Annotated in this window: 11 protein-coding genes; 8 read left to right on the top strand and 3 right to left on the bottom strand. The window is 37.4% G+C overall.

What is annotated here, in order from left to right; all coding sequences use genetic code 11:
- The first annotated feature begins 1 nt into the window (after window position 1).
- The 6 genes from CA265_17650 (at window position 2) to CA265_17675 (ending at window position 8,751) form a co-directional block, all read left to right on the top strand.
- Window positions 2–3,112: an acriflavin resistance protein gene (locus tag CA265_17650; GenBank protein ID ARS41377.1), complete on the top strand. Its 3,111-nt coding sequence runs from the start codon at window positions 2–4 to the stop codon at window positions 3,110–3,112.
- Window position 3,113: 1 nt separating this feature from the next.
- Window positions 3,114–4,424: a transporter gene (locus CA265_17655; protein ARS41378.1), complete on the top strand. Its 1,311-nt coding sequence runs from the start codon at window positions 3,114–3,116 to the stop codon at window positions 4,422–4,424.
- A gap of 81 nt (window positions 4,425–4,505) precedes the next feature.
- Window positions 4,506–5,327, top strand: a complete 822-nt coding sequence (locus CA265_17660; protein ARS43043.1) for an N-acetylglucosamine kinase — start codon at window positions 4,506–4,508, stop codon at window positions 5,325–5,327.
- Between the two features lie 103 nt (window positions 5,328–5,430).
- The gene (locus CA265_17665) at window positions 5,431–5,835 is read left to right on the top strand and encodes a hypothetical protein (protein ARS41379.1); all 405 of its coding nucleotides are present in this window, start codon (window positions 5,431–5,433) and stop codon (window positions 5,833–5,835) included.
- Window positions 5,836–5,932: 97 nt separating this feature from the next.
- A complete protein-coding gene (locus tag CA265_17670; GenBank protein ID ARS41380.1) occupies window positions 5,933–6,670 on the top strand; it encodes a hypothetical protein in 738 nt (245 codons plus the stop codon).
- Between the two features lie 200 nt (window positions 6,671–6,870).
- Complete coding sequence (locus CA265_17675) at window positions 6,871–8,751, top strand: molecular chaperone HtpG (GenBank protein ID ARS43044.1); 1,881 nt, start codon at window positions 6,871–6,873, stop codon at window positions 8,749–8,751.
- Between the two features lie 145 nt (window positions 8,752–8,896).
- On the opposite strand, the gene CA265_17680 is transcribed toward CA265_17675, so the two are convergent.
- A complete protein-coding gene (locus CA265_17680; GenBank protein ARS41381.1) occupies window positions 8,897–9,388 on the bottom strand; it encodes a hypothetical protein in 492 nt (163 codons plus the stop codon).
- A gap of 21 nt (window positions 9,389–9,409) precedes the next feature.
- Window positions 9,410–9,784 carry a hypothetical protein gene (locus CA265_17685; protein ARS41382.1) on the bottom strand — a complete coding sequence of 125 codons (375 nt, stop codon included), beginning with the start codon at window positions 9,782–9,784 and terminating at the stop codon, window positions 9,410–9,412.
- Window positions 9,785–10,165: 381 nt separating this feature from the next.
- On the opposite strand from CA265_17685, the gene CA265_17690 reads away from it, so the two are divergent.
- Window positions 10,166–10,909 carry a DNA-binding response regulator gene (locus CA265_17690; GenBank protein ARS41383.1) on the top strand — a complete coding sequence of 248 codons (744 nt, stop codon included), beginning with the start codon at window positions 10,166–10,168 and terminating at the stop codon, window positions 10,907–10,909.
- A 292-nt stretch (window positions 10,910–11,201) separates the two neighbouring features.
- Window positions 11,202–12,317, top strand: a complete 1,116-nt coding sequence (locus CA265_17695) for a hypothetical protein (GenBank protein ID ARS41384.1) — start codon at window positions 11,202–11,204, stop codon at window positions 12,315–12,317.
- On the opposite strand, the gene CA265_17700 is transcribed toward CA265_17695, so the two are convergent.
- The gene (locus tag CA265_17700) at window positions 12,314–15,112 is read right to left on the bottom strand and encodes a hypothetical protein (GenBank protein ARS41385.1); all 2,799 of its coding nucleotides are present in this window, start codon (window positions 15,110–15,112) and stop codon (window positions 12,314–12,316) included. The two genes, CA265_17695 and CA265_17700, sit on opposite strands and share 4 nt — an antisense overlap.
- Between the last annotated feature and the right edge of the window lie 309 nt (window positions 15,113–15,421).

Raw genomic sequence — 15,421 nt, forward strand, 5'->3', positions numbered from 1 at the left:
TATGAGTATCTCCACCACGAGTATAAAACGGCCGGTTCTGGCTATTGTGATGAACTTACTGATTGTCTTATTCGGGATAATCGGTTATACCTTTTTGGGTGTTCGCGAGTATCCATCTATTGATCCAACCGTCGTTTCAGTAAGAACCTCTTATCCGGGGGCCAACTCCGATATTATTGAATCGCAGATTACCGAACCTTTAGAAAAATCGATCAACTCTATTGATGGGATCAGGAATATTTCTTCATCAAGTAATCAGGGAACAAGTAACATCACCATCGAGTTTAACCTCGATAAAAATATCGAAGAGGCCGCAAACGATGTGCGTGATAAAGTATCGCAGGCCGCCAGAACTTTACCTAAAGATATCGACGGTTTACCCGTTGTTAGTAAGGCTGATGCCAACTCTGATCCGATTTTATCGATGACCATCCAGAGTGACAAACGCAATACACTGGAATTAAGCGATTTCGCCGAAAATGTAATTGCCGACCGTATCCAAACCATTCCGGGCGTAAGTAGCGTCCAAATCCAGGGGCAAAGAAAATATGCCATGCGCATCTGGATGGATCCGAATAAACTGAGCGCTTACGGTTTAACTTCGCAGGATATTGTTACTGCCTTAGACAATGAAAACGTAGAGCTTCCATCAGGAAAAATTACCGGAGCGACTACTGAACTCACCGTTAAAACCTTAGGAAAACTAACCAACGAAAGTCAGTTTAACAACTTAATCTTAAAAGCCGACAGCAATCAGGTAGTTAAATTAAAAGATGTAGGTTATGCCGTTTTAGGGCCAGAAAATGAAGAAACCGTTCTACGCGAATCGGGCCGGCCGATGGTGGCCATTGCCATTATCCCTCAGCCGGGCGCCAATTATCTCGATATCAGTAAAGAGTTTTACAATCGTTTCGATAAGTTAAAAGCCGATATCCCAAAAGACATTAAACTGAAGGTTGCATTAGATAATACACTTTTCATCAAACGTTCGGTAACCGAAGTGGCAGAAACCATTGGTTTATCGCTGGTACTGGTAATTTTGATTATTTACCTTTTCTTTAGGGATTGGGCAATCGCTTTCAGACCATTAATCGATATCCCGGTATCGCTGGTTTTCACTTTCTTTATTATGTATGCCTTTGGCTTCTCCATTAACGTGTTGAGCTTACTGGCTATTGTACTGGCTACGGGATTGGTGGTAGATGATGGTATTGTGGTTACCGAAAATATCTTTAAAAAGGTTGAAGAAGGTATGTCGCCATTCGAGGCAGCCATTAAAGGGTCAAATGAAATCTTTTTTGCTGTAATTTCGATTTCCATTACTCTTGCAGCCGTATTCTTACCGGTAATTTTCTTACAGGGATTTGTTGGCCGCTTATTTAGGGAATTCGGTGTGGTAATCGGTGCAGCGGTACTGGTTTCCGCCTTTGTATCACTAACCTTAACGCCGATGTTAAATGCCTACCTGATGAAAAAAGGTGGACATAAACCATCCAGATTTTACAACTGGACAGAGCCCTATTTTGTGAAGTTAAATGATGCCTACGAATCGAACCTGAATAAGTTTTTGGATAAAAGGTGGCTTTCCGTTCCGATTATTTTGGTGTGTATGGGTTTAATTTTCTTATTCTGGAAGATTTTACCAAAAGAAACCGCTCCTTATGATGATCGAAGTGCGATAAACATTAATGCAACTACGCCTGAAGGTGCATCATTTACCTATACCGATCAGTTTATTATGAAACTGAACCAACTGGTTCTTGATTCTGTGCCCGAAAAAAATGTAAACATTACCATTACCTCACCAGGTTTTGGTGGATCAGGCTCGGTAAACTCGGGTTTTGTAAGAATGGGCCTGGTAGATCCTGAAGATCGTAAACGTTCGCAAAAAGACATTGCGGATATGCTTACCCGCGTCACAAAGAAATATACAGAAGGTAAAACCATTGTGAATCAACAGCCCACTATTTCCGTTGGCCGTCGAGGTGGTTTGCCCATCAGTTATATCATCCAGGCACAAAATTTCGAAAAACTAAGAGAGAAAATCCCTTTGTTTATGGATGCGGTATCGAAAGATCCAACATTCACCGTTTCGGATGTCAACCTGAAATTTAATAAACCTGAAATCAACTTAACCATCGACAGAGATAAGGCAAAAAACTTAGGTGTTTCTATATCTGCTATTGCCCAAACCTTAAATTTAGGTTTAAGCGGTCAAAGGTTTTCGTATTTCTTCATGAATGGAAAACAATACCAGGTAATTGGTCAGTTCGATCGCGGCGACCGGAAAGACCCACTAGATTTGAGTTCGGTTTATGTGCGTAATGATAAGGGCGAATTGGTTCAGCTCGATAACGTAGTTACGGCGAAAGAAGAAAGTAGTCCGCCACAGCTCTACAGGAACAACCGTTTTATCGCGGCAACTGTTTCGGCAGGTTTAGCACCTGGTAAAAGCATTGGTGAAGGTATAGATGCCATGGATGCCATTTCTAAAAAAGTGTTGGATGAAACTTTCTCTACTGATTTAAGTGGAGAATCGCGTGATTTTAAAGAAAGTTCTTCAAATACCTTCTTTGCGTTCGGCCTGGCCCTTCTGTTGGTTTATTTAATTCTTTCGGCGCAGTTTGAGAGTTTTAAAGACCCGATCATTATCATTTTAACTGTACCGATGGCCGTTGCAGGTGCGTTTTTATCGCTTTGGTTATGCGGTCAAAGCTGGAATATCTTCAGCCAGATTGGTACCATCATGCTTATTGGTCTGGTAACTAAAAATGGTATTTTAATTGTTGAATTTGCCAACCAGCTAAAAGAAAAAGGCATTCCAATCCCCGAAGCCATACGCGAAGCGGCTGTTTCGCGCTTGCGCCCGATTTTAATGACCAGTTTGGCCATTGCCATTGGCGCACTACCCATTGCACTGGCTTTAGGTGCCGCGGCAAAAAGCAGAATGAGTATGGGAACCGTAATTGTTGGTGGTACGTTATTCTCATTGGTTTTAACCTTATTTGTAATACCAGCCATTTACTCTTACTGGGCTAAACCATACAAACCGAATAAAGAATTAAAAGAAGCCCATCGTTTTGAACAAGAAGCTTTACATACAGAAGAATAAGATGAGCAAGAAATTAAAAATATTTATCCTACTGTTAAGCTTATCCCTTTCGGGTTTTGCACAAGAACAGCTGAGCTTGCAGGAAGCCATTACCATTGCTTTACAGAACAATTACGACATCAAAATCAGTAAAAACCAGATCGATATAGCAAAGAACAATGCCAATATCGGCAATGCGGGTATGTTACCTAACTTAACCGGAAGTTATACCAATGGCGGAAGTATCCAGAACACCAGGCAAACGCCTGCCACTGGCCCTGACCGGGTAATTACAGGCGCAAAAAGTACCAATAACAGTTATGGTGCCGATTTAAACTGGACTATTTTTGATGGTTTTAGCATGTTCGCCAATTACGATCGCTTAAAAGAATTGCAAAAGCAGGGCGAGTTAAACGCCCGCTTAACCATTTTAACTACTGTTGCAGATGTAATTACGGCCTATTATGATATTGTAAGGCAGCAACAATTGGTGATAGCAGCAGATAGTGCGATGGATGTTTCGGTATTACGTACCAGTATTGCCAAAACAAAATTACAGCTTGGCCGTGGTTCAAAACTGGATGTATTAACCGCACAGGTTGATTATAATACCGATACCTCAAATTACCTGCAAACCAAAAATGCCCTACAGGTAGCTAAAGTCCGTTTAAATCAATTAATGGTTAGAGATATTGGCACCTCCTTTTCTGTTGCAAATAATATTGATGTAGATAAAGGCATTTTATTTAGCAAAATGGCCGAGATGGCCGAACAACAGAATCCGAATGTGCAGAATGCTTTTATTAATCAGCGTATTGCCTCGTTAAATCTAAAATCTATCCGTGGCGCACGTTATCCATCCGTTAGCCTAAACTCTGGTTATAGCCGGGCAAACAGTACCAGCCCTACTGGCTTTAACCAAAAATTTGCTGCAAATGGATTTACCTATGGCGTTACTGCGAGTATAAATTTATTTAATGGTTTTTTACAGCGCCAGCAAGAACGTAATGCGAAGATTGAGATCGATAATTCGGCCTTAACCTTAAACAAAACCAAACTCGATGTAAATTCGCAGTTGCTTACCGCATATGAAAATTATAGCACTTATCTCGATTTGATTAAGTTAGAACAACGAAATGTAGATATTGCAAAAGAAAACTTAGATATTACCCTGGCAAAATACCGTTTAGGCAGTATTGCGCCTTTAGAATTAAGAGAAGCACAGCGTAATGCTATTGATGCCAAAAACCGTTTCATTGAAATGCAATATCAAGCTAAAATAGCCGAAACTACACTGAAAGAAATCAGTGGAAATATAAATTTATCTAATTAATCTTTATATTTAAACCCATGATATTTTATATTTAGTCCCATGATACTTGTTGCAGATAGTGGCTCATCAAAAACCGATTGGATGGGCTATCATAATGGCGAGACCATTAAGTTTAGCACTCCTGGAATAAACCCTTATTTCTTAAGTGAGCAAGAAATTACCAAGCTGATTTCTAAAAATGAATCCTTATTACAATATGCTGATGAGGTAAAAGAAATCTACTTCTTTGGAGCCGGTTGTTCTTCACCCGACAAACATGAAGTAGTCTCAAATGGCTTGTCGGCCGTTTTTGGTAATGCCTTTATTTCAGTAGACCACGATCTTTTGGGTTCGGTATATGCGACCTGCGGAAATGCTGAAGGTTTAAACTGTATTTTAGGTACCGGATCGAATATCTGTTATTTCGATGGAAAGAAAATCCACGATGGCCACCACGGCTTAGGTTATGTGCTTGGCGATGAAGGTTCTGGTACTTTCTTTGGGAAAAAAGTACTTTTAAGCTATTTATACAATAAAATGCCCTCCAACTTAGCGGCAGAATTTAAAAAATCTTTCCCTTCAGAAAAGGAACAGATTATTACCAATGTATATCAAAAACCTTTCCCTAACATCTATTTAGCAGGTTTTAGCCGCTTTATGGCCAGCCATAAAGACCATCCCTTTATTCAGGATATTTTAAGAACCGGCTTTCAGGAGTTTGTAGATACGAACGTTAAAGATTATCCTAAACATAAAAATGTTCCCTGCCATTTTGTAGGTTCAATCGCCTATTATTATCAGGAAACATTAATTTCGGTGTTATTAGAAAATGGCATTGAACCTGGGAAAATACTACAGAAACCCATTGAAGAGCTGTTTAATTTTATTTTAAATAAAGAAGGAATAGTACAACAGGCAAGTTAAAATCGAAGTCTTATTTTTAGCTATTATAAATTTATTGTTAAAATATTCTTAAGATTGTAAACATAACAACATAAACTTTTGTTATATTTTTAACGGCATATAAATGCTAACACATATGAAGAGAATACTGGTAGTAGACGATGATATTGAGGTTTTAGAAACCATACAATTAATACTGGAAATCGGGGGATTTAAAGTTTCGGCACTAAATGATGGCGAAGAAATTTTTAACAGAATTGAAAAATTTAGTCCCGATTTAATCTTACTGGATATTTCTCTAGGGCATATCGATGGGCGTGTGTTGTGCGAGCAGCTAAAATCCATTGAAAGCACCTCTAAAATTCCAATTTTACTGATTTCAGGTTTATACGATCCAAAAGATTTTACAACCTTAAACTACGGTCAGGACGATTTCTTATCAAAACCATTCCAAATGGATGTACTGCTTAAAAAGATCTCTAAAATTCTTTCACTGGAAGAAGATAAACCAAGTTTTCTGTTAAATTAAGTTAGTGCAGCCTTAAAATATTTAGCCAAGAGGATCTTAAGTTTCTCTTGGCTTTTTTATTTTTATAAAAAAAACACTTTCCTATAAATTTAATGACATGATACCAAGCAATGAATGGTTAACAACCTGGAACGAGAAACGCTCTTTATTAGCCTGTCCTAACAATTTGAATGATTATTTTGAAGAAACAGCAGTTGCTGGCAAAAAAATAGATCACCTTGAACTGGGAAGCGTTTCTATTCCAACAGGAGAAATTCTGGTGCGTGATCCACTGGTTTATATCCAGAAAGATGCTGAACCATATTTAATTAAAGTACCAAAAGGCGAATTCCCGGTAACGGCAGCCGTAGTGGTTCCCGATGATGAAGATTGTGCCAGATATGCTGCCGTTAAAGTGCAGTTTACAGCTTATGATGCGATACGCTTTGAAGAGGCATTAATCGGAACAGAAGACCTTGTTAATTTTAATGAAGGAGAATTTTTTGGTTTTAATGTAGATGCAGGCTTAGCTTGTGTGCTGGATAAAGAAACATTAAAACATTTCTGTGCCTTTCAAGACAAGTTTAACAGAGAGAATCCTGGTAAAAATCTGTACGATGATTACTTCGCGGCACTTTTTGCAGGTAATTATGCCGAAAACCCTATTCATCAGCGTGAAGGTGGCGATTGGATCAACTGGAAAATCCCAGGGACGGATTACCATATTCCATTTTTTCAAAGTGGTTTTGGCGATGGCACCTACCCCGTTTATTATGGTTTTGATATTGAAGGTAATATTTGCGCACTGATTATTCAGTTTATTGATATTGAACTGGCTTACGGTGAAGAGGCGTAAATTTCAATTTATAATAATGAGGCTTTGCTTTGCAAATCATGATTAAACTGTAATAATAAAAGCAACTGGTGGTCTCTGAGACACAGACCATGGAACCAGCAATGATGGATTTATGGATGCTGTCATTTTGGCAAATAAATTCTTTTGGAACAAGCCTTGTTATGCAGGATGTAGATTAAACAATTTATTTACATATGAGCATACAGGAAAAAGGAAATATCTCGATACACACTGAGAATATTTTCCCGATAATTAAGAAGTTTTTATACTCTGATAACGAAATTTTTCTTCGTGAGTTGGTTTCTAACGCAGTAGATGCGGTTCAGAAAATTAAAAGACTAGGTTCATTAGGTCAGTTTAATGGCGAAGTTGGTCAGCCATTGGTGCAAGTTGCAGTTGATAAGGATGCAAAAACCATTACCATTAGCGATAACGGTTTGGGAATGACTGCCGAAGAGATTAAAAAATACATTAACCAGGTTGCATTTTCTGGCGCAAGTGAGTTTGTAGAGAAATTTAAGGATGCTAAAGATGCCAATGAAATCATCGGTAAATTCGGTTTAGGTTTCTACTCGGCCTTTATGGTTGCAGATTTAGTTGAGATTCAAACTTTATCATACCAGGATGGCGCAGAACCTGCACGTTGGGTTTGCGATGGCAGTACAGAATTTGAAATTACTGAAGGAACTAAAACCACTCGCGGTACCGATATTATCCTGCATGTAAACAAAGATTCGGAAGAATTTTTAGCAGAAAGTAAACTGCAGGAAATCCTGGATAAATACGCTAAATTTTTACCTGTGCCTATTAAGTTTGGCACTAAAACAGAATCGGTTGAAGATGGCGTAGATGAGGAAGGTAAAGCCAAGTATAACGACGTTGAAGTTGATAACATAATCAACACCACCAACCCGATCTGGACAAAAGCTCCTGCAGATTTGTCAGACGAGGATTATTTAAACTTTTACCGCGAATTATATCCATTTAGTGAAGAACCATTATTCTGGATCCACTTAAATGTTGATTACCCTTTTAATTTAACCGGCGTATTGTATTTCCCTAAGTTGAAAAACGATTTCGAAATGCAGCGCAACAAAATCAAATTATATTCACGTCAGGTATTTATTACCGATGAGGTTAAAGATATTGTTCCTGAGTTTTTGATGTTATTACACGGTGTAATCGATTCTCCTGATATTCCGTTAAATGTATCACGCAGTTTCTTACAGGCCGACAGCAACGTTAAAAAGATCAATAACTACATTACTAAAAAGGTTGCTGATAAATTAGGTGAGTTATTTGCCAAAGACCGTAAAGCTTATGAAGATAAATGGAAAGACATCGGTCTTTTTGTAAAATACGGTATGATCAGTGAAGAGAAGTTTTACGATAAAGCTAAAGATTTTGCTTTAGTTGGAAACACTAAAAATGAGCTTTTCACACTTCCTGAGTATAAAGAGAAGGTAAGCGCCTTACAAACGGATAAAAATGGCACTGTGGTTTATTTATACACCAACGATGCGGCTAAACAAGATGCTTTTATCCAATCGGCGAACAAAAAAGATTACGATGTTTTATTATTAGACTCACCAATCGACAATCACTTTATCAATCAATTGGAGCAAAAATTAGAGAAAACATCAATTAAACGTGTTGACTCCAGCGTTGCGGATAAATTAATTGAGAAAGACGAACAAAATGAGCATGTTTTAACTGAAGATCAGGTAAAAGAAGTAACCACTATTTTTGAAAAAGCCATTACCAAACCAGGTATGCATGTAGAAATTGTGGCTTTACATCCTGAAGAATTACCAGTTACCATTACCATGGATGAATTTATGCGCCGGATGAAAGATATGGCTGCTATGGGTGGCGGAATGGGCTTTTACGGCCAAATGCCCGACAATTACAAAGTTGCCATTAACGGAAACCATAAATTGGTCAGTAAAATTTTAAAGGCTGAGGGAGAAGAGCAAAGCAACCTGGCTAAACAAGCGGTAGATTTAGCGCTTTTAGCACAAGGTATGTTAACTGGTGCAGAATTAACTGCTTTTGTAAGCAGAAGTGTAGAATTAATTTAATCAGGAAAACCTGTTAAAGTTTAAAGGGAGAAACCGAATCGGTTTCTCCCTTTTTCTTTGGTGAATGGGCATAAAAAAAGTCCTGATCAGATCAAGACTTTTAGGCAAGAATTTTCGGGAACTCTTAGATTAAAATTAATATTGTTTAGCTTGCAACGTTCGCTTTTTGATCTACATTGAAGTAATCTTTATGATCTTCGATCATTTTAGCAATGGTAGCGGCTTTAGTATCGGTTATTTTAAATTCGAATAATGGCTCTTGATTTTTCTTAGATCTCACCATTTTTTCTGTGTAAAAGCGGTACACTAAACCATTGGTTAATAAACCATATTTAGCTTTTGTTTTACGGAAATATTTAGATAGGCGTGAATCGTGAATATCTAAATTATCGTTGTGGTGTTTACATTCAACCAGAATGGTTGGTTCGCCATCTTTCATAATGGTGTAATCCACTTTTTTACTTTTTTTAACCCCGAAGTCTAGAACAGCTTCAGATTGAACCTCTGAGGGATCAAATCCTAAGATTTGGATAAAAGGCATAACTAACGCGTTCCTTGTTAAATCCTCAGATTGAACTTGTGGAAGCATTTTCTTAATTCTTACGGCAAACTGCCCGATTTCGTCTTTCAATTCCATGTTGTTATCTATTATAGGTAGTTAGTTTTTTAAATTGTATTGATTAAATACCGAATTTGCAGTGATAATAATTTGATCTAAACTTTGTTTATCAAAAAAGTTTCTGTTCAACATATCAACCATATAAGTTAATTTATTGATATCAGTTGCCCGCATGGTAAACTGAAAACTTTTCATACCATCTTTTATGGCTTGCTGAACGTAATTACGTACAACTAAAAAAGATTTTCTGAATGCGTATTCGCCATCTAACTTGCCTTTAACAGGCTTCTGTCCGTCAAGATTGCTATACTCATTTTGCATTCTCTGGTACATGTCTGCGTTGATTCCTTGATTTTTTAGAATCCCCTTGTAGTAGATTTTATTAAGTAAATACTCGTATTCGTTGTGTTTCATGTGGAGGCTTGGTAGATGTAGGGGGAATATTTCTTTGCTTTTCGGTAATTTTATCTTTTTTAGTTTTTAATAATCTTTAACCCAGTATTGTATGGCCTGTTTTTAATTTTATTATCTACAGGCTACACAAGATTGGGCAGGCAGATGTTTTTCACAACTAGTAGTTTTCACTGCTAACTGTTTTTGTTTTTGGCAAACAGTATAAAGATTATAAAAAGAAGGGATTCGGATAATTTTTTTACATCAACTACCCAGAATATTACACGAAACCCAGGTTTTTTTTAGACGAAACCCTGGATAAGTTTTTTAGTGCTATTGTTAATTCAATTCATTTTTATTTAACTTGCATTCAAATCAAATAAAACAAACATATTTATACTCATGAATCTAAAATGCGTTGTTATAGACGACGAGCAACATGCAATTGAAGTATTAACTGACCACATTGCGGAAATGCCTGGTTTAACAGTTTTTAAAACCTTTACCAGCCCTGTCCAGGCACTTACAGAGATAAGTATCGAGGACGAAATTGATTTATTGTTTATGGATATTGATATGCCAGGGATCAATGGATTGGAGCTGGCTAAAAATATCAGAGAAAAAGCAAAATATTTGATTTTTACTACTGCGCATCCTGATTATGCCTTGCAAGCATTTGATGTACAATCAGATCAGTACTTATTAAAACCTATTTCCTTTGCAAAATTTGCATTAGGTATTGACAGGATTTTAAAAAAGGAAGCAAATAATACCAAAGTGAGCACGAAAGAAGCTGATCAGGTAGCGGCACTTTATATTAAAGGCGACCATAAATATGCTTTTTCTAACATCGCTATTGATGAAATACTTTACATCAAAGCGCTACAGAATTATATACAGATTATTACTAAATCTGAAACCCACACTACCTACCTTACCCTGAAGGAAATTGAAAAGGCCTTAGAAAACCACGCATTTATCCGTGTTAATAAATCGAACATTGTTGCTAAAGCGGCAATTAAAAAAGTAGATGGAAATATAATCCGTTTGGTAAATAACGAGATGATCCAAATTGGCGAAGGTTATAAAGAAGCTTTCTTCGCCTATGTACAGAGCAGTTTGTTAAAATCTAATCGAAATCAATAAACTACTAAAGGTCTACGATCCAGCTAGTCATTACTACTGTGTGGCTTTGGTCACCTGTAGGTGTAGTTGAATAATTATTTTGAGCTTTGATGTTTTTATAAACGAAAACAGTTTTTTTAGCTAGTTTAGTTGTGTTTTGAGCTTTCATGATATTTATATTTTAATGTGATTATTTATTGTTGTTATTAATTTCTGTAAAGATGCGGCGCAAAATTAACCTCAACTACTTTTTTACACAAAACCCCAATTTTAGGAGATAAAAACCCTATTTCAATAGATTTAAAGCGAAAAAATGACTTTTTCAATCCTCAAAACATTATATAAAAAATACAAACTCCACCTACTTATCTGGAGTATTTACATCATATATGAAGTATTTATTTTAGGTTATGCATCTAAACAGTTCAAACCACCAGGCATTTATCTTCTTATATATTTAACTAATATTTCTACTTTTTATCTTCATACATTTTTGCTCAAGAAAGTATTAAGTAAAAAAAATACCACACTCAGAATTGTAAACATTCTATTACTGATTGCTGCTATGTTAGTAACCTACATCGCAGCAAGTTATGTACTCCTTTTATTATTTCAAAAAATCGGGGTCATAGAATTCAACATGGCGAATTTTGTCCCTCGTGATTTCATACTTTCCTGCATGTATAGATCCTTATACTTTATCGGCTTTGCAACGGGTTATGTTTATCTAATCAAATCATTTCAAGATCAGAAGAAAGTAGAAGCCTTAGAACGACAAAACCTGGTTACCCAGATAGAGAAACAGGCTTTAGAGAATGATCTGGTTCAATCGCAAAACAATTATCTCCGCAGTCAGATCAACCCACACTTTCTTTTTAATACTTTAAACTTTATTTATAACGACGCCCGCAAAAAGGCACCCATGGCGGCAGATGCAATTATGAATCTGGCCGAAATGATGCGTTATGCACTAAAACGTCCTGAAGCATCAGAGATGGTTCCACTAAGTGAAGAAATTGAGCAAATTGAACACCTGATCAATCTCCATAAACTCCGAACGGCAAACACCATTAACCTGGAACTTGAAGTAACGGGCGATATGTTCGGATTAAGGTTTCCACCACTGATCTTATTAACTTTGGTAGAAAACATCTTTAAGCACGGAAATGTTTCGCACTCTACTCAACCTGCCCTGATTAAAATTGCTTACGAAAAAGATAGTCTAAATATCAGCACCATCAACATGATTAATGATAATAAAGGCAAACAGACCGAAAGCCATCATGTTGGAATTGACAATATTGGCAAGCGACTGAGTAATTTTTATGGCAATGATTATATCTTCAGGTATTACAAAGATCCCCTTAACCGTTATATTACCGAAATAGAGGTAACTGTAGTCAACCCGCTGGCCAGGTTAAACCGTTAAACTTTCATTGCATTTTGACGCTGAATATCTTTTAGCAGAAAATAGTACATGACCATTTCATGTGTTCGCTGGTCTTTGCTGAAAAGTCTGTTGACGTGCATATGCATTAAATCGGTTAATAGCTTTAGTGCATTTTCGGGCGCACATTGTTTAAGAATGCTGATAAACGAATCTGAAAATATGCCAAAGCCCTGCTCCTGCTCTGCTGTTAATGCTGTCCATTCTGTTTTACGAAACTCCTGATAGTGGTTGTTTAACTGCTTAAAATCAGCGGCATCTAACCGGTGTTCCTCATTAAAGTTATCAGACATTAACTTCACTATTTTATGGATAGCCAGCTTATCCAGAATGTTGGATTCGATAATCTTTGAGACCAAAAGGCTACACCCTTTATATTTGTTAAAATCATCAGCCTGGGTTGCTACAAGTGATAATACAAATTCGCTGTCCAGCTCAAAATGCTGCTCAACATCTTCAATCATATTATGACCATAACGCTCTAACTCACGCTTATAGGTTTTAATCTGCACATCGGATACCAGTCCTGAATTTATGAACAATTCCAGATCATCCATAAATTTTGAGGTTAACAGCTGCCCATCCATAGGATCGTTTAGCTGAACCCTAAACCTGATGTGGTTTCCATTTTCATTGTAGCGGATAAAAAACCATGATTTGATCTGACCTGTATGATGGCTGAGGAAGGGTGCAATTACTTCTGTCAAAATCTGATCACTGCGCTGCTGGTGGCAATAAATTTCGAAATACAGCCATTCTTTGCCTGGCAGGAAAAATCGCGTTACCCCTGCGTTTGCAGCAGTTTTAGTTAAACCACGATAAACCTGTTCGCCATGCCCTATACTTAAAACAAACTGAGCAAAATAGGGTTTGGCTGCTTCATCAACCACGATACTGTTTTGAGGCAGCAATGTTTCTTCAATGTAAGTACCGCCATGTTTTTGCACATATTGCAGAAAAGCATTTAAATCATCGTCGTTTTGCAAAGCAAAGCATAGAGTTTGATCGGATATACCTGCTTTGAAATATTCACTAACACCTAAACTGCTCAGGTATGCTCTACAATCGGTAATGGATAGCCACTTTTGATCTGGTCCTAAGAGGGCTTCTTTTTTAATTTTCCATTTATTACTGCTTAAAACTATATTTTGATATTGTAACCTTGGATAATAATCCAGATCAGGGAAAACAGTATCAAGTGAAAAGGAAAGATTTGTTTGTAAACCCTGATGTTGCAAATCGCACAGTAACCTAAATACAGAAAGATCTGAACGGGTATAGTTATAGGCTGAAGCCATTCTCGGCACCAACCGTTTATTGAAATGTTTAGATCGAAGAATAATCTCTGTGCCCCGAACTGAAATCTGTATATCATTTAAGGCAAGTGGCGATGCTGAGGTATCGAAATTTAAGATTGATAATTGATGTCCATAAATCAGTTTGCGCCGGTTTACATTATCTACATTGGCTTCTACAATGTAGGCCACATCAAAAAATAACACCTCGGGGTTTGCCTGTTGTTCTGCAGCTGCAATATTTTGGGCGTACTGTGCTACCTCATCGGCAGCCATTGTAAACCTTCCGCTTAAGGCATTCGATGTTGCTCCCCCAATCTGTTCGATAAAAATCAAATCGTCGTGAACAGCCATTACCATGCTGAATGAATTGGGTAGCGATACTAATTTATCATTGGGCTTTAAGGCCAGTTTGTTCAGATAAACAGTTTTATCTTTTTCGAAGTTTTGCGCGGTCAGGTATGTTCTTAATGCCGTTTTAATATTTTCGCTTTCCGCTTTTTTCGGCGGCTTATTATTGAAACGCGTGATAAACTCGCTGTTTTCACCGGCCTGTTCCAGCTCATCATAACCTACCCCCATTTCGGGATCTAGTGCCAATAAAAGCGGTACTTCCTGATCTTCGAATTTCTTTTTAAACCTGAGCTGAAACTGACTCAGCGCATCACGATCTTTAGCAGGCATTATACCATGGAGCATATTGATCAGACCTGGAATAGCCTGAAACAACCGTTCATTAATGCCACCCGACAAAACATTACGCTGCGCGATAAGATATTTTGGCAACTCGGCTGTAGCAGTGAGGCCTAAACGTTCAAAATAATCATCACCTATAATATTAGGATCGTAGTTGGTAAAAACAAGCTGTAAATCGTGCATATCCTGCAGCAAAGCGAATAGGTTTTCGGTTTCAGCCTCATTTAAATTTATGTGTTTTACCAGATCGTTAAGCCTAACCGGTGTTAAGCAGGCCGCTAATATTTGTATTACAAAGTCATCCTGATCTAACTCGGCCAGTTCGAAAACACCATCTGTACAGGCGATATAACGAATACTGTTGGGCGTTAAATAATAACTAGTATTACTAAACAGGAGACAGTTTTTTTGCAGCAGTTCTGCAAATGGCAATTGAATATTATTCTTATATGGCCAATCAACCAGTTCGCGGAGCTTTTGGGTTTCTTCTATTACTATTCTGCTTTCAGATGGCTTAATGGCATCGTTTAATAAACTAAAACCTGCAAAAGTGCCGTAAGGGGTTGACCGGAATTTCGCACGGTTAAAATATTTCCAGATGGTAAAATAAACCTTAGGTGGAAGATCTTTAAGTTCGTTTGCTTTTACTTCTTTTATGGTTTCGTAAAAAGCTGCCGAAGATACGGATATGGCCAGTTTTAATTCCTCCCAACAATCTACCAGTTCGGATTGATATGAAAATTTAGGTGTTCTAAAAATTACAGTTGGTTGGATATTAAGCTTCATTGAATTTAAATGTCAGGGGAAAATTACAAAGATTAATTTAGATTATCAGTTTTCAGTGGGCAGTTTTCCGTTCACAAATTAGTTTCCGGTTCTGCGTTTATCACCTAAAATCAGCGGGATTACAAATCCGGAACTGCAATGATTAATTTAGATTATCAGTTTTCAGTTGGCAGTTTTCAGTTCACAAATCAGTTTCCGGTTCTGCGTTTATCATCTAAAATCAGCGGGAATACAAATCCGGACCAGCAATGATTAATTTAGATTATCAGTTTTCAGTTGGCAGTTTTCAGTTTACAAATCAGCGGGAAT

The organism is Sphingobacteriaceae bacterium GW460-11-11-14-LB5 (assembly GCA_002151545.1).
GTDB lineage: Bacteria > Bacteroidota > Bacteroidia > Sphingobacteriales > Sphingobacteriaceae > Pedobacter.

Excerpts from the sequence above, each read along its gene's own strand:
- CA265_17690 (ARS41383.1), top strand. The coding sequence starts at position 10,166 with ATGAATCTAAAATGCGTTGTTATAGACGACGAGCAACATGCAATTGAA.
- CA265_17660 (ARS43043.1), top strand. The coding sequence starts at position 4,506 with ATGGGCTATCATAATGGCGAGACCATTAAGTTTAGCACTCCTGGAATA.
- CA265_17685 (ARS41382.1), bottom strand. The coding sequence starts at position 9,784 with ATGAAACACAACGAATACGAGTATTTACTTAATAAAATCTACTACAAG.
- CA265_17680 (ARS41381.1), bottom strand. The coding sequence starts at position 9,388 with ATGGAATTGAAAGACGAAATCGGGCAGTTTGCCGTAAGAATTAAGAAA.
- CA265_17700 (ARS41385.1), bottom strand. The coding sequence starts at position 15,112 with ATGAAGCTTAATATCCAACCAACTGTAATTTTTAGAACACCTAAATTT.
- CA265_17695 (ARS41384.1), top strand. The coding sequence starts at position 11,202 with ATGACTTTTTCAATCCTCAAAACATTATATAAAAAATACAAACTCCAC.
- CA265_17655 (ARS41378.1), top strand. The coding sequence starts at position 3,114 with ATGAGCAAGAAATTAAAAATATTTATCCTACTGTTAAGCTTATCCCTT.
- CA265_17650 (ARS41377.1), top strand. The coding sequence starts at position 2 with ATGAGTATCTCCACCACGAGTATAAAACGGCCGGTTCTGGCTATTGTG.
- CA265_17670 (ARS41380.1), top strand. The coding sequence starts at position 5,933 with ATGATACCAAGCAATGAATGGTTAACAACCTGGAACGAGAAACGCTCT.
- CA265_17665 (ARS41379.1), top strand. The coding sequence starts at position 5,431 with ATGCTAACACATATGAAGAGAATACTGGTAGTAGACGATGATATTGAG.